The 26,282-nt window shown below is 37.9% G+C and carries 24 protein-coding genes and 1 other annotated feature; of the genes, 1 reads left to right on the top strand and 23 read right to left on the bottom strand.

All coding sequences use genetic code 11. From position 1 onward, the window contains the following. Positions 1 to 77 precede the first annotated feature (77 nt). From MKX29_RS16000 to MKX29_RS15930, 15 genes are all read right to left on the bottom strand, one after another. Positions 78 to 1,100, bottom strand: a complete 1,023-nt coding sequence (locus MKX29_RS16000; RefSeq protein ID WP_095372401.1) for a rod shape-determining protein — start codon at positions 1,098 to 1,100, stop codon at positions 78 to 80. 163 nt (positions 1,101 to 1,263) lie between these two features. Next, entirely contained in the window at positions 1,264 to 1,953 is a 690-nt protein-coding gene (gene radC, locus MKX29_RS15995; RefSeq protein ID WP_251162622.1) for a RadC family protein, read from the bottom strand. 18 nt (positions 1,954 to 1,971) lie between these two features. Continuing rightward, positions 1,972 to 2,562 (bottom strand): Maf family protein, encoded by a 591-nt coding sequence (locus MKX29_RS15990; protein WP_341106534.1) that lies wholly within the window; start codon positions 2,560 to 2,562, stop codon positions 1,972 to 1,974. Between the two features lie 248 nt (positions 2,563 to 2,810). Beyond that, entirely contained in the window at positions 2,811 to 3,749 is a 939-nt protein-coding gene (locus MKX29_RS15985; protein WP_341106531.1) for an SPOR domain-containing protein, read from the bottom strand. Positions 3,750 to 3,898: 149 nt separating this feature from the next. Then, positions 3,899 to 4,582 (bottom strand): hypothetical protein, encoded by a 684-nt coding sequence (locus MKX29_RS15980; protein WP_341106527.1) that lies wholly within the window; start codon positions 4,580 to 4,582, stop codon positions 3,899 to 3,901. After that, positions 4,579 to 5,142, bottom strand: a complete 564-nt coding sequence (locus MKX29_RS15975) for a hypothetical protein (protein WP_224935845.1) — start codon at positions 5,140 to 5,142, stop codon at positions 4,579 to 4,581. Before MKX29_RS15975 ends, MKX29_RS15980 begins: the two co-directional genes overlap by 4 nt. Further along, the gene (gene pilM, locus MKX29_RS15970) at positions 5,143 to 6,072 is read right to left on the bottom strand and encodes a type IV pilus biogenesis protein PilM (RefSeq protein WP_341106525.1); all 930 of its coding nucleotides are present in this window, start codon (positions 6,070 to 6,072) and stop codon (positions 5,143 to 5,145) included. A 22-nt stretch (positions 6,073 to 6,094) separates the two neighbouring features. Next, on the bottom strand, positions 6,095 to 6,838 hold the full coding sequence (locus MKX29_RS15965) for a prepilin peptidase (protein WP_341108292.1): 744 nt from the start codon (positions 6,836 to 6,838) through the stop codon (positions 6,095 to 6,097). A 12-nt stretch (positions 6,839 to 6,850) separates the two neighbouring features. Beyond that, a complete protein-coding gene (locus MKX29_RS15960) occupies positions 6,851 to 7,327 on the bottom strand; it encodes a type II secretion system protein (protein ID WP_404826576.1) in 477 nt (158 codons plus the stop codon). A 111-nt stretch (positions 7,328 to 7,438) separates the two neighbouring features. Next, positions 7,439 to 8,641: a type II secretion system F family protein gene (locus MKX29_RS15955; protein ID WP_341106523.1), complete on the bottom strand. Its 1,203-nt coding sequence runs from the start codon at positions 8,639 to 8,641 to the stop codon at positions 7,439 to 7,441. Further along, positions 8,634 to 9,674 carry a type IV pilus twitching motility protein PilT gene (locus MKX29_RS15950; protein WP_281202224.1) on the bottom strand — a complete coding sequence of 347 codons (1,041 nt, stop codon included), beginning with the start codon at positions 9,672 to 9,674 and terminating at the stop codon, positions 8,634 to 8,636. The genes MKX29_RS15955 and MKX29_RS15950 overlap by 8 nt, the downstream gene beginning before the upstream one ends. Further along, on the bottom strand, positions 9,640 to 11,328 hold the full coding sequence (locus tag MKX29_RS15945) for a GspE/PulE family protein (RefSeq protein WP_341106520.1): 1,689 nt from the start codon (positions 11,326 to 11,328) through the stop codon (positions 9,640 to 9,642). Before MKX29_RS15945 ends, MKX29_RS15950 begins: the two co-directional genes overlap by 35 nt. 13 nt (positions 11,329 to 11,341) lie before the next feature. After that, a complete protein-coding gene (locus MKX29_RS15940) occupies positions 11,342 to 12,511 on the bottom strand; it encodes a hypothetical protein (RefSeq protein WP_341106518.1) in 1,170 nt (389 codons plus the stop codon). Further along, positions 12,508 to 12,900: a hypothetical protein gene (locus MKX29_RS15935; protein WP_251162616.1), complete on the bottom strand. Its 393-nt coding sequence runs from the start codon at positions 12,898 to 12,900 to the stop codon at positions 12,508 to 12,510. The genes MKX29_RS15940 and MKX29_RS15935 overlap by 4 nt, the downstream gene beginning before the upstream one ends. After that, positions 12,891 to 13,232: a type IV pilus modification PilV family protein gene (locus MKX29_RS15930; protein ID WP_341106516.1), complete on the bottom strand. Its 342-nt coding sequence runs from the start codon at positions 13,230 to 13,232 to the stop codon at positions 12,891 to 12,893. Before MKX29_RS15930 ends, MKX29_RS15935 begins: the two co-directional genes overlap by 10 nt. Before the next feature lie 84 nt (positions 13,233 to 13,316). Here MKX29_RS15930 and MKX29_RS15925 point away from each other — a divergent pair, with 84 nt between their 5' ends. Next, positions 13,317 to 14,864, top strand: a complete 1,548-nt coding sequence (locus MKX29_RS15925; protein WP_341106514.1) for a PilW family protein — start codon at positions 13,317 to 13,319, stop codon at positions 14,862 to 14,864. Between the two features lie 127 nt (positions 14,865 to 14,991). Here the strand turns inward: MKX29_RS15925 and MKX29_RS15920 are convergent, their stop codons facing one another. From MKX29_RS15920 to hemC, 8 genes are all read right to left on the bottom strand, one after another. After that, a complete protein-coding gene (locus tag MKX29_RS15920) occupies positions 14,992 to 16,290 on the bottom strand; it encodes a bifunctional folylpolyglutamate synthase/dihydrofolate synthase (protein ID WP_224935836.1) in 1,299 nt (432 codons plus the stop codon). 72 nt (positions 16,291 to 16,362) lie between these two features. Further along, positions 16,363 to 19,008 (bottom strand): valine--tRNA ligase, encoded by a 2,646-nt coding sequence (locus tag MKX29_RS15915; protein WP_224935835.1) that lies wholly within the window; start codon positions 19,006 to 19,008, stop codon positions 16,363 to 16,365. 76 nt (positions 19,009 to 19,084) lie between these two features. After that, positions 19,085 to 19,322: a binding site (T-box leader), on the bottom strand. A 307-nt stretch (positions 19,323 to 19,629) separates the two neighbouring features. Then, positions 19,630 to 20,697 carry a spore coat protein YsxE gene (gene ysxE, locus MKX29_RS15910; protein WP_224935834.1) on the bottom strand — a complete coding sequence of 356 codons (1,068 nt, stop codon included), beginning with the start codon at positions 20,695 to 20,697 and terminating at the stop codon, positions 19,630 to 19,632. A gap of 110 nt (positions 20,698 to 20,807) precedes the next feature. Then, positions 20,808 to 21,911 (bottom strand): stage VI sporulation protein D, encoded by a 1,104-nt coding sequence (gene spoVID / locus MKX29_RS15905; protein WP_341106510.1) that lies wholly within the window; start codon positions 21,909 to 21,911, stop codon positions 20,808 to 20,810. Between the two features lie 354 nt (positions 21,912 to 22,265). Then, a complete protein-coding gene (gene hemL, locus MKX29_RS15900; protein WP_224935832.1) occupies positions 22,266 to 23,552 on the bottom strand; it encodes a glutamate-1-semialdehyde 2,1-aminomutase in 1,287 nt (428 codons plus the stop codon). Between the two features lie 16 nt (positions 23,553 to 23,568). Continuing rightward, entirely contained in the window at positions 23,569 to 24,549 is a 981-nt protein-coding gene (gene hemB / locus MKX29_RS15895) for a porphobilinogen synthase (RefSeq protein ID WP_224935831.1), read from the bottom strand. 20 nt (positions 24,550 to 24,569) lie between these two features. Beyond that, positions 24,570 to 25,331 (bottom strand): uroporphyrinogen-III synthase, encoded by a 762-nt coding sequence (locus MKX29_RS15890; protein WP_251162611.1) that lies wholly within the window; start codon positions 25,329 to 25,331, stop codon positions 24,570 to 24,572. Next, the gene (hemC, locus tag MKX29_RS15885; protein ID WP_224935829.1) at positions 25,328 to 26,263 is read right to left on the bottom strand and encodes a hydroxymethylbilane synthase; all 936 of its coding nucleotides are present in this window, start codon (positions 26,261 to 26,263) and stop codon (positions 25,328 to 25,330) included. Before hemC ends, MKX29_RS15890 begins: the two co-directional genes overlap by 4 nt. Between the last annotated feature and the right edge of the window lie 19 nt (positions 26,264 to 26,282).

Here is a 26,282-nt window from a genome sequence, read left to right as displayed (position 1 = left end):
TTATGCAATAAAAAAACTTGAAAAACAGGGCATTAATGACGGCCACTAATGCCTAATTTTTCTGTAGGTCACTATTCTTAGCGAGAGTCTTTAGATTTATTTTTAAACAAATGAATATGATCTAATGCTTTGCCAGTACCAATCGCCACACAATCCAGTGGGTTTTCTGCAATAAGAACAGGCATTTTTGTTTCTTCACTAATCACTTTGTCCAAATTGCGTAACAACGCTCCTCCACCTGTTAAAACAATGCCACGATCCATAATATCAGCTGCTAACTCCGGTGGTGTTTTTTCTAATGTTACTTTTACAGCATCAACAATAGAGTATACCGTATCTTTTAATGCTTTTGAAATTTCATCACCTGTAATCTCAATTGTTTTTGGTAATCCAGTTAAAAGATCACGCCCACGGATTTCAAGGTTTTCTACACCTTCCGCTTCACTAGCAGAACCAATCTCTAATTTAATCATTTCAGCAGTTCGATCACCAATCATTAAATTATAAGTTTTACGGATATAATTAATGACTGCATCATCCATTTCATCCCCAGCAATGCGGATTGATTGGCTTGTAACAATTCCCCCTAAAGAAATAATAGCCACTTCAGTTGTACCGCCACCAATATCCACAACCATACTTCCTGTCGGCTCCCATACAGGTAAATTCGCACCAATTGCTGCTGCAAATGGTTCTTCAATGGTAAATGCATCCTTTGCACCAGCTTGTCTAGTTGCATCTACTACAGCTCTTTCTTCTACTGCAGTAATGCCAGAAGGTACACAGACCATAACATTCGGTTTACCTGAAAAAATGCCCTTATTTTTATTCGCTTGTTTCATATAATATTTCATCATTGTTGCTGTCGTATCATAATCAGCGATTACGCCATCTTTCATTGGTCTTAATGCCACGATATTTCCCGGTGTACGACCAATCATATTTTTAGCGTCATTCCCAACGGCAACAATATGTTTCGTATCAGTTTGAAGTGCCACGACCGATGGCTCTCTAACAACGATTCCTTTACCTTTTACATACACAAGTGTATTTGCTGTTCCCAAATCTATCCCAAGGTCTTTTGTACCAAATCCAAACATTCCTGTATCTCCCTTTCTGATACTATACGATTTTTAAAATAAGGTTTATTTAATAGGGCATCTGACAGTCCCTCATTCTTAAAAAAATGATAGGTAAAATACTATACTTCCCCTAAAAAATCATAAACAATATTATATCCTATCGTCAAATAAAAACATAGTGCTAGATATAACCTTTTTCCTTTAAACTGACAAATTTCTTTTCACCAATGATAATATGATCGAGAATATCTATCCCAATTATTTTACCACATTCAGTTAGCCTTTTCGTCACATCAATATCTTCTCTACTTGGAGTCGGATCGCCAGAGGGGTGATTATGCAGACAAATAATCGAGGCGGCAGACTGTCTGAAAGCTTCTTTATACACTTCTCGTGGGTGAACAATAGAGGCATTTAAGCTACCAATAAAAATGGTTTGTTTGCTTAAAACTTGGTTCTTAGTGTTTAAATAAAGACAAACAAAATGTTCCTGAGATAGAAAACGCATTTCGTTCATCACATAATTAGCAGCATCTTCTGGTGAACGAATGCTGTATCTTTCATCGAAGGTTAAATTAGCCATTCTTCTGCCGATTTCTACAGCTGCCATGATTTGAATGGCTTTTGCCTGGCCAATTCCTTTCACTTCGGTAATTTCACTAAGGGAAGCATCCTTTAATAAACGCAATCCATCAAACTTTGTTAGCAAGCGATTGGACAGCTGCAAAACGGATTCATTTTTTGTCCCAGTCCGCAATAAAATAGCTATTAGTTCATGATTGGATAAGCTCTCTGGTCCACTTTGCATTAACCTTTCCCTCGGCCTTTCATCTTGAGGGAAGTCTTTAATCATTAAGCTTTCCGTATGCATCCCTTTCCTCCTTTTTCATTATCCAAACAAATGGTGAGGAAGTGAATAGCCCATTTTGCGCAACTCTCTAATCGTTTGTGAAATAGGCAATCCCATCACAGCAAAATAGTCTCCGTGTATTTGTTTAACAAGTGTGGCACCAATTCCTTGGATCCCATAGCCCCCCGCTTTGTCAAAAGGCTCACCCGTTTGGATATAGGCATAGATTTCTTCTTCTGATAGCGGCCAAAATTCAACTTTTGTAACAACGAAAAAACGAGTTATTTTATTAGCTGTTAGTATCGCTACACCTGTGTACACTTCATGTGTACCGTTCGATAGGTTCTTAAGCATAAGATACGCTTCATCTTCATCAATCGGTTTGCCTAAAACCTCGCCTTTTTGGACAACAACCGTATCTGAGCCAATTACAAAAGTATCACTTTCGTTATTGTAGACTGCTCTCGCTTTTCGTTCCGCCAATTGTTGCACAATTTCATCCGGCTTTAAATTGGCTTCAAACTGCTCATCAACATGACTGCCTTTTACTTTGAAAGATAAATTTATTTGTTCAAGTAGCTGTTTTCTACGAGGAGAAGTGGAAGCGAGTATGAGGGTTTGTGTTTGCATGTGGTTCACCTTACTTTCATCGTATTTCAAATTGGGAGATACCTCTCTATCGTATCAAACAATCCATCTATTAACAATTTTAAATCATCTAATAATATGATTTTACACACAAAAAATAGCCCGAAGAAAATCGAGCTAAACAGAGGTAATCTGCTAAAAATAAATATAGACAGTGAAATCAGTGTTTCATAGATTCAATTAGAAATAAAATTAAATTATTCCCCAGAAAATAATATACTAAGAAACTTTTAAGTTTGAACGATGACCGTATATGATTGTAGGAAATTTAAGACTGCCTGTTGAGCGTCCTTACCGTTATTAGCTTTTAGAGCAGTAAGCATTTTTTCCTTTAATGCTATTAAGTCTTCATGGTTCAGCCCTTGATTAATCTCATTTAACGTACTTGAATATGCATTAATTTGTTCAGGGGACGCTTCACCTGTCAATAATTGATACACTTGGGGTGAGAGCTCTAAGATTTTCTTTTCTTCTGCCGTTAAACCTTCTACCTTAGCACCATCAATCGTATACTCTTTAGCAAACACTTCTGCACCTTGACCTTCTAATTGGGTACTCATAGTCTTAGCCGCTTCACTTGTAGCTGCTACTCCGATGATAAGTGTATATTGTTCTTGATTCTGGTGGATAAATGTAGGAATGCCTTTTTCCTTATACGAAGCAGCGATACCCTCTGCACTATCCTTGGTAGTAAAAACACCTCCTTGGACGATAAACGTATCTAAAGCAGGTAATTCTGCCGTCTCACTACCCGCAGTTACTGCTCCTGATGCACCTACTTGGGAACTTGCTGCGCCTCCTTCTGCCGTTTCCCCTTTATCGAGAACATTTAACATTACCAACCCAAATCCCGTTCCGATAACAACAGCAAACAGAATGGTAAAAAACATCGACGGGTTTAATTGATATTTCATTTGTTTAAAACTACTTTTCTTAGCTGTGCTTTTACTGTATTTGTTTTTCTTTTTCGTCACTTTTTCTCTATCTGCAAGTTCTTTCTCCCAATCTACTTCTTCTTCTCCACTTGGTAAAATCCAATCAAATTGATCCTCCGCTTCATTTTCCTTTGTGGCCGCTTGCTCCTTTACACCTTCTTCTTTATGCTTCGGTTGACCGTCCTGATTTAATTTTATTGTGATTGTTCTCGCCTTTCCATTATGCTTGTCCATCTTTGTCCACTTCCCTCCCTCTTGCCTTTTACTATTATTTTCATCACTTTATCATAGGAGAAAAAAAAAATAACAAGACTTTTGTCGTCTTGTTACAGAATGATTTCGTCAAATTCCATCATGGATAAAAACTTTGTCAAAGAAAGGCGTCAGTCTCTATCTTCAAAAGGATAGGACTTGCCAGCAGCTTGACCATTGACGATTTTAGGATCATTTTCTTTTAAATCCATAGCGGTAGGAAAATGATAAACTGATACAACCATAATATAATCTCTTATACCATCTTTCACCTGGGTGATTTCGATTGACTCAATGGTTGTATACCGCTCTAGATGCTGTAATTCCTCTGTGAATGAAAGCCAATCCTCATAGCTTTGAGATTGCAAGTGCATGCTAATCACGGTCTTTTCTAATCCATTGGGCAACTTTACTTCAACCATATCTTCTTCTGATGTTGTCGAAATATCATTGATTGTTTCACTATTTGCCGCCTCATCCGAATGAACGCTTTCAACATTAATGGCCATTTGTGTAAGCTGAATTCTATTGACCGTTGCCGCTTCATCTAATAATAATAAAAATTGTTCTTCTAATGGATCAACAGGTAGATGCAGTCGAGCATCTTCCCATTGTTCTGTGTGTGATACCGTTGTGGAAGAGCCTTGTGCCTTTAAGCCATTTAACCGTGCTTCTTCTGTGATGACCCTTTTTTGTATGGCCGATTCCTCAAGCTTGAGTGGGTATAAGTAAAGAACGTAGGTTAATACAACTGTAATAAGCATGGATAAAACAATAAACAACAACCAATATTTACTTCCTTTGAACACAGTCAACGTTTTTCCTCCTCTACGATTGAAAAATAAGAGGGATCAAACGTGAAGGAGTAACTAGCTTCAAAACGAGACCGTTCCATTTCAAATGCCTGTTGCTCATTAATCGTTGCTAAAGAAGCATCTTTAGACCAATCAGCTTGTTTAATACTGTGCAACAAATAAGCGGCTTCTCTTTGTGTATCAAATTGAACAATCATCTCAACCTGATTTTTGTTCGATAGCTGCAGCGAAAGAATATAGCCTCTTGTTGGCAAAAGAGCTGTTAATTCAGATAAAAAACCGGTGATATTCACGCGTTCTTGTTCTAGCCAAGTTGTCGCATTTATTAACTCTTCTAGCGATTGTGATTGCTCTCTCTCATTCGACATTTCTGTTTGCTCTAATATTTCAACTTGTATATACGCTAATTCTTCCTCAATTGACTGGATACTTCTTTTTATTTTGTAGGCTCCTACGAAAATCGAAGCTAAGAGTAGTAGCAGGATGACCAACAAGATAACTATAAAAGTTGGGTTAACTAAAGGCTTTTGCTTTTGCAACAAATTTATATTGACTGTCATTTAAAGCACATCCTTTAACGCTAACCCCAGCACCTTATTCATTGAAGGTACAATCGTTTTATCATCCATTATTTTCCTAGCGTCAACAATGGCTATACGGCTTGTCATTCTACTACTTAAAAACAACTGAAAACTATGTATAATATTTTCACCACTTAATAAAACAGTTGTAGTTGCATGATTGGTTTGTTGAAGGGTGAAAAAATGAAAATCTTGTAATCGATCCACTTCACGATACACTTCGGTAAATAAATAATCATCATTGGTTAATTCTATATTGTCATCATAGGGTAAATAATGAACAAGCATAGGAATGCCATGATGAATGATAGAGATATGAACACCTTGTTTTTCAAAATGAATGATAACAACACTCTCATTAACCTCTGCTAATCCTATATAGGCGCTCAACCTCCATAGAGATAATGCGGTGATCTCTGCTTCTTCTGGGTAAACATTAGCTTGAGCGATTACTTGTTCAAACTGATGAACGAGCGTCTCCTCCGCAGCAACTAACAACACACGTTTCTCTTCATTCACCTCTTTATTAGGCATGAGGTGATAATCAAATACTGGTTGTTGAAATGGTAAATGAATGCTAGCCCCTATTTCCATATCCAAATATCCATGAATATGCTTTTCAGGCACTTCATCAGGAATAACTACTGACCTTACAACACTTTGTCCATCCGGGACTATAAATCTAACTTTTTTTCGATGAAGCTGCCATTCTTCCACACAGCTTTGGAGGATTAAGGATAACCCCGTTTCATCTATTATTTTTCCTTCTTCAATGATTCCTTTTGCAATAGGTTTCACTGCTAGCTTTGTACCATAAGGAAACTGCCGCTTGTTCACTTGGCAATAGCGAATGCAATCATCCTCTATAACTAAATTACAAAAGCTTTTTCTTAAGAAAGATAAAGCCATCATTTAAACTCCTTTGTCTAAACTAGAAGATTTGTAAATAATACAGCCATATTTCTTTACCGAAAAAGTAGGCAGATAGCGCCCCTGCTGCAATAAAAGGGCCAAAGGGGATGGGGTTGCCTCGTTTAACTTTGCCTACTAGCATAGCTAGTAAACCGAATACAGCGCCGTAAATCGTCGCAAGGAAAAAGGTTAACAAGACAAGCTTTGCACCAAGTGCAAACCCTAATAACGCAAACAGTTTAATATCACCGCCGCCCATCCCACCATTACTCACAACTGCAATGGCAAGAAGCAAAAAGAAGCCAATAGCGCAACCTACTAAACTACCCCACCAAGGTGAAAGTGGCCAAATCAATCGTTCTATTATAAAAATGACTGCAAAACTTAGCAAAATACGATCCGGTATTAACATATATTGAATATCCGACACAAAAATAATCATAAATAAAGAAATCAACGTTAGAGCAAACAAAAGCTCTGGCGTCCAACCTAACGTGACAAGCGCGAGTACGAATAACAGCCCTGTTAACAGTTCAACGATAGGATATAATGGCGAGATCCTCACACCACAGTGACGACATTTCCCGCCCTGAAATAAATAAGATAACACTGGCACCAATTCAAATGCTTGTAAGTTATGGCCGCAGTCAGGACAAGCTGACCGCGGTTTTACAATCGATTTTTTCATAGGTACCCTCAAACCGACAACATTGTAAAAGGAGCCGAGGATGAGGCCTGTGATAAATAAGTAGATTAGTAGAATGTGATTGACCTCCTAACTTTGTTCCTTAACACTTTCTCTAGATAAGTCAGATTCTTGAACGGCTTCATTATTACCGTCAGAAACTGATCTTTCTCCGTTTGTTAAGAAAACTTTGTATGTAATATTGTTTTCTCTTTTTTCCACCTCAACATAAGAACCATTCTTATTTTTAGTTCTTTTATATCCATTTTTAACTTTATCTGGATCATCCATCTTCTCCAAATACCCAGATTCTTCTAAATCAACTAAATAGAACTTTTCATTTTCAGTGCTTCCTGGAATAACATCCTCTGAAGCTACCATTAATTTAGCTGAACTAATCATCTGCCTTGCATTGGCGACGTGAGCATCCTTTTTACTATTATCAATCAATCCTCCGATACTAGGCACAGCAATGGCTGCTAGTATGCCGAGGATGACAACAACTGCTAATAATTCAACAAGCGTTAGCCCTCGCTCATTTTTACACTGTTTTTTCCATTTTTTCAACATGTTCATCTACCTTTCTATCATTTTATTTAAAATAGGTATAATTACCTAAGTATATTATACTATTTTTCTGTGAAATAAATAGATATTTTTTCCTCTAAATGGTAGATTTTATTCGACATGATTGAAAATATCAAACATCGGCACAACGATACTGATAACGATTGTACCGACGATAAGTGCTAAGATGATAATCATAAGCGGTTCAAGCAGCGCTTTCATCCGTTCGGTTGTCTGATCGATTTCACTATCATATAAATCAGCTACTTTTTCAAGCATCTCATCTAAGGAACCACTTCTTTCACCAACGGCAATCATATGTGAAAGCAATGGAGGTAGTAGGCGATTCTTCATTGGTTTCGCTAATGATTTTCCTGTCTCAATACTGAGGTTTGCATCTTGTAGAATGGTTTTTATTACCGTTAAGGAAGCCATTCTTTCCACTATTTTAAGTGCTTCTACAATCGATACTGAACTGATTAACAAGCTCGATAATGTTCTCGTAAATAAAGCGACCTCTTTAATAATAAGCATTCTTCCGATAAAAGGGGTGCGTAACAATAACCAGTCTCTACAACCTTTAAGGAGTTTATGATCACGAAATAGTAAAATCGTGAGCACAAGCAAGAATAAGAAAAAGAGAATCATATACCAGTTCATCGTAAGGTAGTCACTAATACGAAGGACAAATATCGTAATGGCTGGAAGTTCTGCATTGAAACCTGCGAACATTTGAACAAATGTCGGTACCACTTGTAACATTAAAAATAGAACAACAAAAATAGCAATGATGCTAACAACAATAGGATAGGCTAGGGCAGATAAAACCTTGTTTTTTAGCTGATTTTGTTTTTCATAATAATCAGCCAGACGGCGTACGACATCATCTAGCATCCCCCCGGCTTCTCCGGCATGTATCATATGAATCATATAAGGCTGAAACAAATCAGGGTGTTCTTTTACTGCTTCCGATAGAGGCTTTCCTTCATCCAAAGTGTCTCTCATACTTAATAATGCTTGCTTTAATCGTTTATTTTCCGTCTGCTCTGCTAACATATCTGTTGCCTCAATTACTGTAATTCCAGCTTGTAAAAGGGCAGCGAATTGCCTCAAATACACTACAAGCACACTTGTCTTTAATCCCTTTTTTATGGCAATATCTTTCGTCCAGAATGTTTCTCTCACTTCATTTAATTCGATAACCCGAAATCCTTTTTGCTCTAATTTAGTAACCGCCTCTTTTTTTGTCCAGCCATGGATGATTCCTGTTCGCTTTCCTTTTAAGCTTTTAGCGACATATGAGAATCTAGCCATGACGTCTCCTTTCTTTTATAAAGGGAGAAGCCACCTCCGGAGAGATGAGCTGTTTTTGTAATAATTTCGTTACGCTAGTCTCTATTGTATGCATGCCAATCTCTCTTGATGTTTGCATCACATTGATGAGCTGATGGATTTTCTCATTACGAATAAGGTTAGCTACTGCTGCTGTATTCACTAATAATTCAGTAGCTACCGTTCGACCGGTACCCGTTTTTAAGGGCAAGAGTCGCTGCGAAAAAACCCCTACTAAGACAGATGCAAGTTGAAAGCGAATTTGCGTTTGTTGGTCAGCCGGAAAAACATCAATCATGCGATTAATGGTTGAAGGAGCACTAGATGTATGCAATGTGCCTAGAACGAGATGACCCGTTTCAGCAGCTGTAATCGCTGTTTGAATCGTTTCAAGGTCACGCATTTCACCCACCAATATGACGTCAGGGTCTTGTCTTAATGCAGCCCGCAGCCCGTTGGCAAAGTTTTGTGTATCAAAACCGACTTCTCTCTGATTAATAATTGACCGATGATGTTTATGTAAATACTCAATCGGATCTTCTAAAGTGATAATATGCTTAGATAAAGTATCATTCATTTGTTGAATAATAGCCGCTAATGTTGTTGATTTGCCGCTACCTGTTGGTCCAGTCACCAAGAAAAGCCCTTGTGGTTGCTCAACTATTTTAGCTAACACCGGCGGTAAAGAAAGCTGATTCAATGTTGGAATGCTGACTGGAACAACACGAATTGCGAGGCTTATACATGACCTTTGATGATAAGCATTCACTCTAAAACGTGATAAACCAGGAATGCCATATGAGAAATCTAATTCCCCTTTTTCTTTAAATTTTTTCCATAGATGAACAGGAATGATTTCTTTAGCCATCTCCTCTGTCGCCTGTGGTGTTAATACTTCCTCTGTGATTCTTTCTAGCACACCATTGTTACGAATAATCGGTTGAGTCCCTACACTAATATGTAAGTCAGATGCCTGTTTGTTATACGCGCTCGTTAACAAATCTATCATTTTCATTTCCTAAACTCCCCCCTTCTTCTAACATCGTTACCTTTAACACTTCCTCTAAAGTGGTCAGTCCTTGAGAGATTTTATGTAATCCGTCTTCTAATAAGCTTCTCATCCCAGCTTTCTTTGCTGCGATTTTTAATGTAGTAGTATCATGATCAGTAGTAATGATTTTTCGCAAAGCGTCGTTTAATGTAAAAACTTCATGTAAAGCGATTCTCCCTTTATACCCTGTCATCTGGCAATGACTGCAACCTCTCCCTCTTTGTAAGTTTTCGAGTTCAATTCCTTTGTTAGCAAATACCGTTTGTTCATACGAAGTCGGTGTAACGGTTTCCTTACATTCAAGACAGACTTTGCGTACCAATCTTTGAGCAACCACACCATTTAATGCTGAGCTCACAAGAAAAGGTTCAATTCCCATATCGATTAACCTCATCACCGTTGACACACTATCATTTGTATGGAGAGTACTTAAAACGAGATGCCCTGTTAAAGCTGCCCTTATAGCGACTTGGGCTGTTTCTTGATCTCTTATTTCACCGATCATGATGATATTTGGGTCTTGCCTTAATATAGATCTCAATCCACTAGCAAAGGTCATCCCCACTTGCTTATGAACTTGTAGCTGATTGATTCCTTTTAGAATTTGTTCAACAGGGTCTTCGATCGTAATGATATTGACTTCTTCTTTATTCATTTCATGTAAGGCGGCATATAAGGTGGATGTTTTTCCAGCACCAGTTGGTCCTGTAATTAGAACGATACCTGCTGGTTGCTGAATCATCTGCCTTATTTGCATTAAATGTTCTTTTTGAAAGCCAAGATGTTCGAACTGCATAAGCCGCTCCTGCCGATCTAATATTCTTAATACCGCTTTTTCCCCATGAACCGTCGGAATAAGAGACACCCTTATATCGACCGTGCGATAATCAATTGGTATTTTGACACGTCCGTCTTGTGCTATCCTTTGCTCGGTTGTATCCAACTCTGCCATAATTTTAATTCTTGAAAATAGTTCATTTTGGATAGATTTCGGTAATTCCCGCTCTCGATGTAATAACCCATCAACGCGAAAGCGAATAACAACACTGTTTTCTTGTGCATCTATATGAATATCACTAGCCTTCATGGCAATGGCACTACTTAATAATTGATCTATTAACTGGATAATCGGTGCATTCCTTCTACTTCTTTGCTTTCCTTTCCTTTCACTCCCAGCTGCCACTTCTTCTTTAGGTTCATCTCGATAATAGCGATGGATCGTACGAACAATATCATCTTTAGCAGCAATGGCCGGATGAATCTTATACCCTGTTGTTAAACGAAGATCATCAATTGTATAGTAATCTAGAGGGTCCGCCATCGCCACGAGGAGATGGTCACCCTCAAGCTTTAAAGGAATGACAAAATTTCTCTTCGACACTTCCATTGAGATAAGTTGCAAAATAGAGGGATTGATTGGATAAGCCGTTAAGTCCACATGAGGAATGCCCAATTGCCACTCGAGCGCTTGAATGAGTTGTTTCTCCGTTATTAATTCGCTTTGTAGTAAGGCATCCCCAAGCTTTTGACTCTTGTTCTTTTCCCGTAATACCTTCTCTAATGCTTCATGGGTGATGACACCAGCATCTATTAATAATTCGCCTAATTTTTTGCGCAAGAGATTTCCTCCTTTATTTCTCCATTTTTTCGCCCTCTATCCCCCATAAATCATCACGCGGTTCACTTTCTTCATTTGAATCCTTTGTTACTTCTTTGTTCTCTTCTTCTTCCCTACCGTCACCTCTCCATTCAATTGTAGATATGGGGGGATAATAATCTTTCAATCTAGCAAATGTCTCTATGAACATACCTTTTCGCTTTTGGCGCTCAATGACAACCCGTATACCCATGGCACCTTCTTCAATGATTTTCGCACCGTCTTCTAACCCTTCTTGGTTATATACCTTTGTCAGTGGCTCAATTTGCTCCGTCTCTTTTATTACAGCCTCATAATCATAAATAAATGGTGGCCCCAATAAAGTAAAATACATCCTCCCCCTGCTCTCTTCTATTTTGATTGTATAATTGACAGTATGAGGGTTGTAGAATTTGAAATCATGTTGTCTTTTCTTGTCCACGTAAGCTTCATATCCTGCCTCAGTAAAGCTTGGAAGCTTATTTTGAATGTATCTTTCTTCAATGGAAAAATTCGTATGTAAAATAAGTTGATAAATGCCTGTTGCTATTATAGGTAGATCATTTTCCTCACCGAATTGATCTAACACAGAGAAAAGGGAACGTTTATCGATAGCAACGGATTGGGCATAGCCACTCCAATCATCATCTACTTGTAGTACAACTTGAGCGAGTGGTTCTTGTACCAGTGTTACTGGTAAGTACTCCTCTATTTGCACATTAAAGGATGTTTCTAATCTACTAACTTTATCTACCATGTCCTCATAGATTTTATTCATCTCTTCTTCATTCAACGTCAATTGTGAAAATAATTCTTCTACACGCTCATAAAACAATTGCTTATCATATTCAACAAAAAGTGGATGATTTGTTCCTTCTGTTATTTCTTTAACAGTACCCTCCACGTTAAAGCGAAATAATTGCGGGTCAAGTATCCATTCTTCATCTAGATAGGTAACCTTTATTTGTGCTTTATTTCGCCATTGTTCAACTTTTTGCAGTAACTTACTTTTTATTTCTCCTTCACCTAAACCTTTAATGACCACATCTGCCACTTTCGTTTTACTTGAATGAATAGAAGGAGGAGTGGCATGAGCAACATACTGCCAAACGATGATGAGCAAAAGAATTAGTACAATACTTGTTAGAATTATTCTTGCTTTCATTTTTCTTCACCTTCATGTACGAACGCCATTGCAGCTCCGCACTTATTTTTATAAATAGGGATGATACCTAACCCTTCTATATCCAAAGCATTGTCACAGGTACAAGCACTCGTCTCATCTCCTATCTCAACCCAAGATGTATCTGTAGCGAAAACCACACAGTGATGGTCAGATAGCGCGATCGCCTTGTTCCCTTCTTGGGTAGAAAATAGGGTTACTCCTACTTCAATCAAACGATGATGTTGGATATCAAATTGACTTTGTGTGATTTGTTTGGTTGATTGAAGGACACCTAACAAAAGCGGTGGGATGATAATAAATAGCAACAATATAAGCAAGAGAACAGTAACAAGTGCATACCCCTTTTCGCCATTTTCCTTTACTCGCACCTTGAACCCTCACCTTCAAGTTGTGATATACCATAGAGTTCCTCTAAAGGCTCATCTCCTTCCTTTCTAGTAGAGACAGTAACCTTCAAAATAGCTTTTTCTTCCACCATCTTTTGAATCACTTTAATAACATATTCTTGTTCGTTTATATCAACAGTTTCTTGACCGCACGTTCCCTCTATTAATGCTTTCTCTGCTAGTTGTATTGCAGTAAAATCAGCCTCCGCTCTTGTTATTTGTCCGTTTGCATTGATAAAGACAGAAATAAACACAGTAAGTACAATTGTAATTAACGAAAGAGAAACAATGACTTCAATTAGCGTTAACCCCATTTGTTTTTTTAATAGTTTAAAAATTTCTCATTCACCTCCAAATAATTATTATGTAAAATAAAGGTATAAAGGGGGTATAAAGAAATGGGTAAATATAACTATAAAAATAACATAGGTATGACATTAATTGAAGTACTAGCGACCATTGCTATCCTTTCAATTATTAGTTCTGTGATTTATGGTACTTTTATTTCAATAGAGAAAACAAAAAGTAAGACTTTTACTTCTGTCAATTTAAGGCAAGAATCTAACCTCATTATGGCTTATTTAAGAGACTTACATCAAGTAAAATATGCAACAACGCCACAATATTCTTTATCGCTACCTTCTTTACTATTAAGAAATGATATTCACTTCAAAGACATCTCGATTAAACCTGCTAATCAAAGCAGAGCAGATCCTTATTGTAGTTATCATGAAGATGATGTGAAACCTCTTGAGGATTGCCTCATTTCTAGTGATGTAATTGATGTTCAATTCACTCTTGCAGGCGGAGAAGATACTTTCAGTGTTCATACTAAAATAAACAAACTGCTGTTAGGAGATAAAGAGGACGATTCTGGAAACGAGGAGAATCCCGGCGACGGAGGAGGGGGCGATGATAATGGCGAGGACCCTAATGAAGGAGAAAATTCTACTTGCTCTGACAGCTTCTATCAATGTATGATTGAAAGTCAACTATTTATCCATGGTTCCTCATTTGCCTTTCATGGTAACCGAATCAATGGTAGCGATGCAACCATATATATTGGGGATTCATTAAAAACTACCCAGATTAATGGCGGGGCCTTAAGTAGTGTTTCTAATCTATTTATAGATGGAGATGTAAATTTACAAGGAGGTAGTGCAGGATTAGGATCAGCCTCAAAGCCAGGGCAAGTTTGTATTAACGGCGACTTTTCAGCCACAGGTGGACGTTCTATATATGGTCATACCGTTGTGAATGGAAGGGCCAATATTAAGGATACGACTTTTTATCAACCTCTAACCATAATGAAGGATGCAGTGTTACCTGGAGGAACATATAAAGATATCGTACATATTGGTGGTGACACTTACATCAAAGATGCTTACTTTGAGAAGGCGCTTTTTTCTCATCAAGACTTGACGGTTGATTGGACTCCATCCTTTTCTCCTTACGCTTTAGCAACATATGTTGGAGAATTGTATCATCCGAATAATATAAATTTATCCGCTTATCAAAAAGGAACATCTTTAGAAAAGTTAACGAGTTGTAGCATCCCTTCTTACCCTCTTCTTAAAACCAAACCAGCAGGATGGTATGAAGCAAATGGCTATGGTTCCTCAGTAAAAAGTGAAAATATGAAATTATTTGGAGGAGATATTACCATTTCTCCATATCTTGACGAAAAATACCGTTATATAAACTCCTTTTCAAAAGCAGTAATTATTGCTACCGGTGATGTATATATCGGTTCACAAAGTCAATGGATTGAACGATTTAGCGGAGTCGTATTTGCTCCATATGGAAGTGTAACCTTTTATGGAGGAGAATTTAATGGTAGTATCATTGCTAAAAATGGCGTTTACCTTATGAGTGGGGGAACAACAGTGAACTATATCCCGATTAGTGATTTTTTTGCTCAAGAAAAGGATTTCCCTCTTGAATAAGACACATAATGATAAAACGCCAATTGCTCTATTCATGTTGGTCAACTAAAAAGTAAAGGGCGATTCTAAAAGCTATTTGACGCCCTTTACTTATACGGCTACGAGCAATATCCATCGTAACCAATCATTATTGATGAGCGAAAAAACGCTTTACTTCAGAAATAAAGTATAGGGAACCTGTAATCACTAAAACATCATTTTCACGCATCATTTCTTTCGTTTCTTTTATTGCTTCTTGCCAATCAGCTGTAACTAAATGATGATTCTTTTGACTGATTGCAGACAGTTCCTCAGCTTTTGCCGCACGAGGGAAATCAAACCCTACAAAAGTAATCGCTTTCGCACAATCCTCCATTCTTTGAATCATGCCTTGCAGTGGTTTGTCCTTTAATGCTGCAAAAATAAAATAAATATCACGATCGTGATAGCGCTTTTCTAATTCGTCACAAACAGCAGCCATTCCTTCTTCATTATGTGCTCCGTCTAAAATCGTTAGTGGGCCTGTTGCCACGCGCTCAAAACGACCGGGCCAATACGTTTTCTTCAAGCCTCTCCCTATGCTTTCTTCTGAAATCACAAAGGAAAAATATTGATTCAGAAAATCAATCGCCATCAACGCCAAGCTGGCATTTTCTACTTGATGAACACCTGGCATCGATATTTCTAAATAGTCTCTTTGACTAAATGTATTCTGAAAAGAAAAGGACTCACCTACTTCTGTCGATACGATATGCTCCGCTTGGAATTGCTTATTTGCTTGATAAAGTTTTGCATGTTTTTCTTTTGCTGTCTTTTCGATAACAGCCACTGCCTCATCTTGCTTAACACCAGTAATAATTGGTGTTCCAGGCTTTATAATCCCAGCTTTTTCAGAGGCAATCTTCTCAATCGTATCACCTAATATCGCTGTGTGATCAAGACCGATATTTGTAATGATAGATAATAGGGGATGAAGGACATTTGTTGAATCTAGTCTGCCACCTAATCCTACTTCAAACAAAGCAATATCAACCGGTTCAATATGGGCAAAATAATGAATCGCCATTGTTGTTATAATTTCAAATTCAGATGGCTCTCCTAGTTCTGATCCTTCGAGCTCTACTGCAAGCGGATAAATATCATTCACTAGCTGGACAATATCTTTATCAGAAATCGGCTTGCCGCCTAATGTAATCCGTTCATTGAATTGCTCTATATATGGAGAAGTAAATGTACCTACCATAATCCCTTCTGCTTCAAGGATTGAGTGGATATAAGCTAGTGTCGAACCTTTACCATTCGTTCCCCCTATATGTATAACCTTCAGTCTTCTTTCTGGATGATTCAACTTTTCCATCATCCATTCCATCCTTTGTAATCCTGGTTTGATCCCAAGACGAAGACGAGAATGAATCCAACCAATTGCTTCTTCATATGTTGTAAACATTTCTATCTGCCACCTTTATTAATATAACCATTATAAGAGGAGACGATATTTCGCCTCCTCTCCTATTATACCTTATTCACCTTTTAATTCGTTCATTCTTGCTTCAACTGCTGAACGTTTTTCGCTATAATCTTGTTCTTTCGCTTTTTCTTCAGCGATCACTTTTTCAGGTGCTTTCTTAATAAAACCTTCATTGCTTAATTTTTTCTGAACACGTTCTACTTCTTTATTTAACTTATCCCATTCTTTTTGTAAACGAGCAATTTCTTCATCAATATTAATTAAACCTGCTAATGGCAGAATAATTTCTGCTCCAGTAACAATCGCTGTCATCGCTTTATCAGGTGCTTTTGCATCAATCGCAATGGTTAATTGCTCAGGATTACAGAAGCGTTCAATATAACCAACATTTTTACTTAAAACCTTCTGTACTTTTTCATCTTTTGTTTTGATGAGCATATCAATCTTCTTACTCAATGGTGTGTTTACCTCTGCACGAATATTACGTACAGAACGAATAATTTCTACAAGCAGTTTCATTTCTTCTGCTGCTGCCTTATCGGAAAGCTCTTCATTCACAGTCGGCCAAGAGGCAACTGTAATCGATTCTCCTTTATGAGGAAGGTTTTGCCAGATTTCCTCTGTAATAAACGGCATGAATGGATGCAATAATCTCATTGTTTGGTCTAGTACATAAGCGAGAACAGATCTTGTTGTCTGTTTAGCTGCTTCATCTTCACCGTATAATGGCAGTTTTGCCATTTCAATATACCAGTCACAGAAATCATCCCAAATGAAGTTATAGAGGATTCTGCCCACTTCACCAAACTCATAACGATCGGACAACCTTGTTACCGTTTCAATTGTTTCATTTAAGCGAGTTAAAATCCATTTATCTGCAACCGATTTTTCACCGGTTAAATCAATTTCATCATAAGTTAATCCATTCATGTTCATTAAGGCAAATCGAGAAGCGTTCCATATTTTATTGGCAAAATTCCACGTAGATTCTACTTTTTCAAAGCTGAAACGCAGATCCTGGCCTGGTGAGCTTCCTGTTGATAAGAAATAGCGCAAGGAGTCTGCACCGTATTTCTCAATTACATCCATTGGATCAACGCCATTACCTAGTGACTTACTCATCTTACGACCTTCCGCATCGCGAACCAATCCATGAATAAGTACATCTTTAAATGGACGACCACCAGTAAATTCAATACCTTGGAAAATCATTCTAGATACCCAGAAGAAAATGATATCATAGCCGGTTACTAACGCATCAGTCGGATAATAGCGTTTAAAATCAGCACTTTCTTCATTCGGCCAACCTAATGTGGAGAATGGCCATAACGCGGATGAAAACCATGTATCAAGCACATCTTCATCTTGTTTCCAGTTCTCACTATCACTCGGTGCTTCTGTTCCTACATATACTTCACCTGTTTCCTTATGATACCAAGCTGGGATGCGATGACCCCACCATAGTTGACGAGAAATACACCAATCACGAATATTTTCCATCCAGCGTAAATACGTATTTTCAAAACGATCTGGAACGAAGTTGACTTTATCTTCACCCTTTTGCAAATCAACCGACGCATCCGCAAGTGGTTGCATTTTTACAAACCATTGTGTAGATAAATAAGGTTCTACAACCGCCCCACTACGTTCTGAATGACCCACAGAATGAAGATGCTCTTCAATTTCAAAAAGAATACCTTCTTCTTGCAAATCTTTAACGATTTGTTTACGGCATTCAAAACGATCTAACCCTTGATATTTGCCAGCATTCTCATTCATTGACCCGTCTTCATTCATTACTAGAATTCTTGTTAAGTTATGACGATTACCAATTTCAAAGTCATTCGGGTCATGAGCTGGTGTAATTTTCACTGCTCCTGAACCAAATTCCATGTCAACATAATCATCTGCAACAATCGGAATTTCTCTTCCAGTTATAGGCAGTTTCACCGTTTTACCGATCAAATGTTGATAACGCTCATCTTTAGGGTGAACGGCAACCGCTGTATCACCTAACATCGTTTCAGGTCTTGTTGTCGCAATTTCAATATGGCCGCTACCATCTGTTAATGGATAGCGCATATGATAGAACGCACCTTGCACATCTTTATGGATAACTTCTATATCAGATAAAGCTGTTTTAGTAGAAGGGTCCCAGTTAATAATATACTCGCCTCTATAAATCAAGCCTTTATTATATAAAGCAACGAAGACTTCTTGTACAGCATCTGATAACCCTTCATCTAATGTAAAGCGTTCACGGTTATAATCTAGACCGAGACCAAGCTTAGACCATTGTTGTCTAATATGTCCTTTATATTCATTCGTCCATTTCCACGTTTCTTCTACAAACGCTTCTCGACCTAAATCATAACGGCTTTTTCCTTCTTCACGAAGTTTTTGCTCAACCTTTGCTTGAGTAGCAATACCTGCATGGTCCATACCAGGTAACCACAGAACATCATAGCCTTGCATGCGCTTCATTCTCGTCAAAATATCTTGAAGCGTTGTATCCCATGCATGACCAAGATGCAATCTTCCCGTTACATTTGGTGGCGGTATCACAATAGTATAAGGTTTTTTCTCCGGATCATCTTTTGCCTCAAAATATTTTCCTTTTAACCACCAATCATAACGACCTTGTTCAATAGACTGAGGGTCATATTTTGTTGGCATCGTGATATTATTCTCTTCCATCGCCTATTCATCCTTTCTCACATTCGCTTATCGTTAACAATCAAACAAAAGCAAAATAAAAAACTCCACTCGTCACAAAAAGGACGAATGGAGTTGCTTCCGCGGTACCACCTTTTTTTCAATTACCATAAACTTTAGTAATTGACTCTCGAATGGATAACGGCGTTCCCGTCTTTCGCTAATAATAGAACCTACGTTCACGAAAGAAGCTCCAGGGCGACCTTCCAATGGGTTCGCTTAGAAAATCTCACAGCAATTGATTTTCCTCTCTTAAAGCAAAGCGCCAATGTACTCTTCCCTATCAAAGCTTTTCATTTGTTTGAATATAAAGTAATACTACCTAAAAACAGTCACTATAGTCAATAAGGATGACCAATTTTTTTTATTATATACATGATAATGAAAAAAGGGAACAAACCTGTAAAAAAATTGCTCCTATTTTGAGCCTGCCTATGTATGAGGCAATTATGCGCGGGATGAGGATGCAAGAGAAATCCACAACCTAAATGTAAACTTTCGAGGAGAGGTAGAAAGGTATACTCTATGATATAGACCTTGCTTTTACAGAGGGCGTTTAATTTTCATTTGGATTCTCTTAAAATGAATATAGGAGCCCAGTTTTTATCCATTTTGGGCTCCTTCTTGTTCTGCATTCGCTTTCTCAGCTGCTTCTTGTGCTTGTTTTTTCTGACGCTCAATTTCATCAATTCTCATGGCCACATATTCCGTATTTTTTAATAACCAAAATTGCCTTTGTATATGCTCTACATGCTTTCTTTCATTCTTTTTTGACTTACCATTATGATATTTTTCTGCTGCGCGAATGACAGGCCCTGGATGAGCAAAATAACTTTGAAATAACAGCATTTCATCTTCTCTAAACGGATAATGCTTAAAATAAGTGTAAATCCAATCGACAGCATCGTCGGCACGCTTTGGAAAGGTTTTTAAAGACCTTGATAAGAACGGAAGAAGATCATGCATAGGTGAACTTCTCTTCGCTTCTTCAAAATTCAAAAAATAGCCATATCCGCGCTCATCATACAAGAAATGTTCGGTAGAAATTTTTCCATGTATAACAGCTGTACGAACTTTTTCCTCTTCCTTCGTTTTTTCGTACCAATCCTTTAACTTCTTGGTTGAGAAAGTTAACGCTTGAGCGATATCATTATAATATTGTGTAAACATCAATTCATAAGGAGATAAATATTCCCTAGATTCACATGTTTCAATAAAACCATCCAAAAATTCACTCTGCTTTTCCCATTCTAGTAACGTATTTTCATAATGCTCTTCACGTTCTTCCTTAGAAACTTCCACTTCTTTCGTACTTAAGACATGCAAGCGAGCAAGTTCTCTAAACATTTGTTGATGCCGTTCAAATTGATCTTCTTTAATCTCATTAGGTAGCCAAGGCATTAAATAATACAGCTTTTGGTTGTGTAAAACGGCATACCTACCATCAACCGTCGGATAAATCGGGACGATCCGGTTGTACCCCATTTGGTATAATTGTTGAATATAACGTATGAAGTCCGCACCATGATTTGCTTTTATTTTTTTCAAAGAAAAAACACCTTTGCTAGAGTAAACTTTTTGAACGCTACCAAAACTTTCGATGAAATTAGGCTCAAGTGCATAGTGTTTTAAGATTGGACCATATTTTTTTAATCTATTTTCCTTTGCCACTTAGACCACTCTCTTTCCTCGCTTACCTAAACTGTGTAAGTAAACAAGTGACACTGATAAAAATGCGAGCAGACCGATGGAGATCTGCTCATAATGTGCCCCCTTACCCGCTAGTTTGTAACAGCTACAGGGATATATAAAACTTGGCCTTCATGCACTTCTTGATTCAATTCTAGTTGATTGGCTCTCATTAATGTTTGTGGTGTCACATCATATCTTTCTGAAATAAGATCAATCGTATCATTAGGCTGGACAATACATACCTTAACCTTCGTCAATTGTTCTTCATCTTCTTTACGAGCAAAAAATTCCGTCAAACTCATGCTTTTCTTGCCTTTTACTTTTTTCTTTTGTGGTTTCACTTCTTCTGAAGAGGATTCAAGCTCATCTGTCACTTCTTCAAGCTCTTGAACTGGTTTTGTTTCTTCTACTTGCTTAACCTCAAAAATCTCTTCTGCTTCCTGCTTTTTCTCTTCATATCGATTAGCTATAAAAGAAACCTCTGGCATATCAATGGGTTCTTCTTCTTGAGGCTCAAGAATAGGTAAGGATCGATTTAATACCGGTTCTTCTTCAACCACTTCTGGCTCCTGCTTCGCTTCAGCAACAAACACATCTTCATCTTTTTCATTCTCCTCTGGTAGGGAGAAGTTAATTTCTGTTTGTTCTTCTTCACGACTGGTGTCTTCTTCTTCTTCTTCTTCTTGATCCTGAACCGTTGAACGTTCTACCGTATCAAGCTCAAGCACGTTATTCTCATCCTCAGTATATGCCACATGCTGTTGGTCACCATACAAACCAGATATCGTCAAATTAGCATGGAGTTTCATGCAACTTCTTTCAGGAAACATATAATCAAATGACTCTACTTGGACATCAATATCATCCAATCTCTCAATACGGTTATTCGGGATCGTAATATCTACAGGAAAGTAGTGTGTAAACTCACATACCCCCTCTTCCCTTTCTTCCACAGATTGGATAAACCTTAATGTAGATGGCGGTTCATTCATACTGTCCTCGGTTGATTCATCACGATGATATTCGCCTGTTAGTTCTAGTGCACCTTGAATCGTTACATACTGCTCACTATCCTGAATCGTTATATTCGGATCAAGTGAAATCGAAAGTAATTGTGATACTTCCTGTCCTTTTTGAAACCAAACGGATTCCTCTAATGAAAACCGCAAGTTCGACGGATTTCCTTGAGACATATTCGACTCCTCCTCCCATATCATCAAAACAATAACATCTTTTCTCTTACACTTTATGAGGAGGAAAAGTGAATTATGATTACTTTACTTAGAAAGGAGCGCGTCTTCGATAGAATAACTATATTGTTAAAGAGAAATAGATTAATTTAGGGGTTGTGAATTTAAAATCTCACATCTTTCCCACTCTCCACTTTGACTATTTTTCGATGTGAGCCATTTCAATGCACCAAACTCTCTTTTTCTCATTCTGTCTACCGTTGCTCTTCTCTTTGCCCTACTCTCTAAAAGATTGACATCTTTCGATTGAGAATAAAAAAGCGAACAATTCCATTCCGGAATTTGTTCGCTAAAAACTTATTTCAATTTCGCAAATGCCTTTTCAGCTGCGGCAATTGTTTGATCAATATCTTCATCCGTTAATGCTGTAGACAGGAATAAACCTTCAAATTGTGATGGTGGAAGGAATACGCCTTGAAGTGCCATTTCACGATAATAAGAGGCAAAGAAGTCAAGATTAGACGTTCTCGCTTGATCATAATTAATGACATCTTCATTTGTAAAAAATAGACCAATCATCGATCCTGCCCGGTTAATTGTATGTGGAATCTCATATTTTTCTGCTGCTGTTCTCAAGCCTAATTCGAGTTTATCAGCTTTCTTAATAAAGTTAGCATACGTATCCGGTGTTAATTGACTTAATGTTGCATAACCTGCAGCCATCGCAAGCGGGTTACCTGATAATGTACCTGCCTGATAAATCGGGCCACTTGGTGCAACCTGCTCCATAATTTCTCGTTTACCACCGTAAGCACCAACAGGCAGTCCACCACCTATTACTTTTCCTAAGCAAGTTAAATCAGGTGTAACGCCGAAGAAACCTTGGGCACAGTTATAATCAACACGGAAACCTGTCATTACCTCATCAAAAATAAGAAGGGCACCGTATTCAGTTGTCACATCACGTAACCCTTGTAAAAATCCTTCTACTGGTGGAACAACTCCCATATTACCAGCAACAGGTTCAACAATGATGGCAGCGATATCTTCACCAAATTGTTCAAAAGCGTATTTCACACCTTCAAGATCATTGTATGGAACTGTAATCGTATTCTTTGCAATACCTTCAGGCACACCAGGACTATCAGGCAATCCAAGTGTAGCTACACCAGAACCGGCTTTAATTAAGAGAGAATCTCCATGACCGTGATAACAGCCTTCAAATTTAACTATTTTATTGCGTCCTGTGAAACCTCTAGCTAATCTTAATGCACTCATCGTTGCTTCTGTACCTGATGAAACCATACGAATCACATCAATTGAAGGAACACGATCGATGACGAGCTGTGCTAATTCATTTTCAATCAACGTTGGCGCCCCGAAACTTGTGCCATTTTCGGCAACTTCCTTCACCGCAGAAACAACTTTTTCATTAGCATGTCCTAAAATGAGTGGTCCCCATGAAAGGACATAATCAATATATTCATTACCATCAATATCATAGATTTTGGACCCTTGGCCCTTCTCCATAAAAATCGGATCCATATCAACCGATTTAAAAGCACGCACTGGGGAGTTTACTCCACCAGGCATCAATTTAACTGCTTCTTTAAATGCGGCTTGTGACTTTTCATATGAACGCATAAACATCCCTCTTTTCTTATTTGTGTGAGTTCATCCATTTGGCAGCATCTTTTGCATGATAAGTAATAATTAAATCACTACCAGCTCTTTTCATCCCTGTTAACATCTCAAGCACGATTCTTTCTTCGTCAATCCAGCCATTTTGTGCAGCGGCCTTTACCATCGAGTATTCGCCACTTACATTATAAGTAACAAGTGGTAAATTAATATTGTTTTTCACATCGCGAACAATATCAAGATAAGGCATCCCAGGCTTTACAATGAGGAAGTCTGCACCTTCCATTAAATCTGATTCTGCCTCTCTCATTGCTTCTAAGCGGTTTGCAGGGTCCATTTGGTATGATTTCCGATCACCAAATTGTGGTGTACTGCCAGCAGCATCCCTAAATGGTCCGTAAAAAGCAGACGCATATTTAACTGCATAAGACATAACAGGTATATGCTCAAAGCCTGCCTCATCAAGGCCCTCACGAATAGCGACTGTAAATCCATCCATCATATTAGAAGGAGCAATAATATCTGCGCCTGCTTTTGCTTGACTAATTGCTGTTTGCACAAGTAATTCTAATGAAGCGTCATTTAATATTTCGCCATTTTCAATCAAACCACAATGACCATGGTCAGTATACTCACAAAGACAAGTATCTGCAACGACCAAAATTTCTGGATACTTTTCCTTGATTAATCTTGTTGCTTCTTGGACAATTCCATGGTCATGATACGCCTGCGTACCACAAGCATCCTTTTCAAGAGGAACACCAAATAATAAAACAGATTGGATACCTAGAGATACAACCTCATCCATCTCTTCAGTTAAATGGTCTAATGATAAATTATAAATGCCTGGCATAGAAGGAATTTCTTTTTTTATGTCTTGTCCTTCTGCAACAAAAATTGGATAAATAAAATCCTCCACATGTAGATGTGTTTCTCTTACTAGATTGCGCATATTAGCTGTCCGACGTAAACGGCGATGACGATTAAATTGACTATCCATTTGTACTACCTCCAACTTGATTAAGAAATGACTTTTACTACTTCCTTAATTAAATGTTTAAATGTATATATAGTTGGTACAGCATGTACCTTCAAACCGTAAAATTCTGCTCTTTTTGCAGCTATTGGTCCTATACAACCGATGATACTCTTCCTTATTTGATTCTTCAAATCATGACGCTCTACGATTTCCATAAAATGATCAATCGTTGATGGGCTAGTAAATAATAGTATATCAATGCCCTCATTCAATAAACGACCCGTTAATAATTGTTTACTCTCATTAGGAAAAAAATTTTCATAAACGATTCGTTCAGTCACTCTATGCTTTGCTTCCATAAGCTTTTGCTTAATATAATCTCGGGCCAAGTTGCCCTTAGGCAAGAATATATTTTGTTCATCCCCTAAAATTGTTAAAAATTCAAGGGTAAATGTTTCAGCCACAAATTCCGTAGGTATGAAATCAGCTTTCAAGTCATATTGTGATAACTTTTCAGCTGTTTTCTTTCCTATAACGGCCAACTTCGGTAAGTTTGTCTTCTGTGACACATATGTAAAAAACACCTCAACTGACACACTGCTTGTAAAAATAATCCATTGATATTGTGTGAAATCAAGGTTTTTTAAAGAATGGGCTTCTGTTGTTTCTCTAAACGAAATTAATGGGATAATTACTGGATGTCCACCAAGGGATCTGACCAAATCACCACTAGCCTCCGATTGATCTTTACTTCGGGGAATAAGGACAGACATTCCATGTAAGGCACTGTCCTCATGAATCATCCTTCGTCTAACTCCTCTTTGACAGCATCAATTAAGGCTTTTGCACCTAATTCCGATAAGTTTTCTGCTACTTGATACCCTATTGTCTCAGGATCATCACCAACAGCCATATCTTTATAAATCGTACGGCCATCTGGAGAGCCAACTAAACCAGTCAAACTTACTTCTCCATTCTCAGTTAAACGGGCAAAGCCTGCAATCGGCACTTGGCAACCACCCTCCATTTTATGAAGAAATGCACGCTCGGCCAGCACTGTTCTTTTCGTTTCCTCACAAGTGAATGCATCTAAAAGCCTTCTTAGTTCATGATCATCTTCTCTACATTCAATAGAGAGTGCACCTTGACCAACAGCTGGTAAACAAATATCTGGATCAATAAATTCTGTAACGATCTCCTTCGTCCATCCCATTCTTGATAGGCCGGCAGCAGCAAGAATAATGGCATCATATTCTTCTGTTTCAAGTTTAGCAAGACGTGTATCAATATTCCCTCGAATCCATTTAATTTCCAAATCTGGTCTTTTAGCCAAAATTTGTGAACCTCTTCTTAAACTACTTGTCCCGACAATTGCACCTGGTTTTAAGTCAGCTAATTTCACATGGCCTTTGGAAATAAGTGCATCTCGATAGTCTTCTCTTTCCGGAATACAACCAATTGTCAATCCTTCAGGTAAGACAGCTGGCATGTCCTTCATACTATGTACAGCCATGTCAATTTCCTTATCTAACATCGCTTGTTCAATTTCTTTAACGAATAGGCCTTTTCCTCCTACCTTTGAAAGGGTAACATCCAGGATTTTATCTCCTTTTGTCACAATTTCTTTTACTTCAAAGTCAACTGCAGGATTCAAACGGCGTAACTGATCAATCACCCAATTTGTTTGTGTTAACGCAAGCTTACTTCTTCTTGAACCGACAATTATTTTTCTCATGACAGCCTCCCTATTCTTT

Origin of the sequence: Cytobacillus sp. FSL R7-0696 (genome assembly GCF_038006865.1) — a bacterium.
In the GTDB taxonomy this organism is placed as follows: Bacteria; Bacillota; Bacilli; order Bacillales; family Cytobacillaceae; genus Cytobacillus; species Cytobacillus kochii.
This window is presented reverse-complemented; position numbering and strand designations above follow the sequence as displayed.

Excerpts from the sequence above, each read along its gene's own strand:
- MKX29_RS16000 (WP_095372401.1), bottom strand. The coding sequence starts at position 1,100 with ATGTTTGGATTTGGTACAAAAGACCTTGGGATAGATTTGGGAACAGCA.
- radC (WP_251162622.1), bottom strand. The coding sequence starts at position 1,953 with ATGCATACGGAAAGCTTAATGATTAAAGACTTCCCTCAAGATGAAAGG.
- MKX29_RS15990 (WP_341106534.1), bottom strand. The coding sequence starts at position 2,562 with ATGCAAACACAAACCCTCATACTCGCTTCCACTTCTCCTCGTAGAAAA.
- MKX29_RS15985 (WP_341106531.1), bottom strand. The coding sequence starts at position 3,749 with ATGGACAAGCATAATGGAAAGGCGAGAACAATCACAATAAAATTAAAT.
- MKX29_RS15975 (WP_224935845.1), bottom strand. The coding sequence starts at position 5,142 with ATGACAGTCAATATAAATTTGTTGCAAAAGCAAAAGCCTTTAGTTAAC.
- pilM (WP_341106525.1), bottom strand. The coding sequence starts at position 6,072 with ATGGCTTTATCTTTCTTAAGAAAAAGCTTTTGTAATTTAGTTATAGAG.
- MKX29_RS15955 (WP_341106523.1), bottom strand. The coding sequence starts at position 8,641 with ATGGCTAGATTCTCATATGTCGCTAAAAGCTTAAAAGGAAAGCGAACA.
- MKX29_RS15950 (WP_281202224.1), bottom strand. The coding sequence starts at position 9,674 with ATGAAAATGATAGATTTGTTAACGAGCGCGTATAACAAACAGGCATCT.
- MKX29_RS15940 (WP_341106518.1), bottom strand. The coding sequence starts at position 12,511 with ATGAAAGCAAGAATAATTCTAACAAGTATTGTACTAATTCTTTTGCTC.
- MKX29_RS15930 (WP_341106516.1), bottom strand. The coding sequence starts at position 13,232 with ATGGGGTTAACGCTAATTGAAGTCATTGTTTCTCTTTCGTTAATTACA.
- MKX29_RS15925 (WP_341106514.1), top strand. The coding sequence starts at position 13,317 with ATGGGTAAATATAACTATAAAAATAACATAGGTATGACATTAATTGAA.
- MKX29_RS15920 (WP_224935836.1), bottom strand. The coding sequence starts at position 16,290 with ATGTTTACAACATATGAAGAAGCAATTGGTTGGATTCATTCTCGTCTT.
- MKX29_RS15915 (WP_224935835.1), bottom strand. The coding sequence starts at position 19,008 with ATGGAAGAGAATAATATCACGATGCCAACAAAATATGACCCTCAGTCT.
- spoVID (WP_341106510.1), bottom strand. The coding sequence starts at position 21,911 with ATGTCTCAAGGAAATCCGTCGAACTTGCGGTTTTCATTAGAGGAATCC.
- hemL (WP_224935832.1), bottom strand. The coding sequence starts at position 23,552 with ATGCGTTCATATGAAAAGTCACAAGCCGCATTTAAAGAAGCAGTTAAA.
- hemB (WP_224935831.1), bottom strand. The coding sequence starts at position 24,549 with ATGGATAGTCAATTTAATCGTCATCGCCGTTTACGTCGGACAGCTAAT.
- MKX29_RS15890 (WP_251162611.1), bottom strand. The coding sequence starts at position 25,331 with ATGATTCATGAGGACAGTGCCTTACATGGAATGTCTGTCCTTATTCCC.
- hemC (WP_224935829.1), bottom strand. The coding sequence starts at position 26,263 with ATGAGAAAAATAATTGTCGGTTCAAGAAGAAGTAAGCTTGCGTTAACA.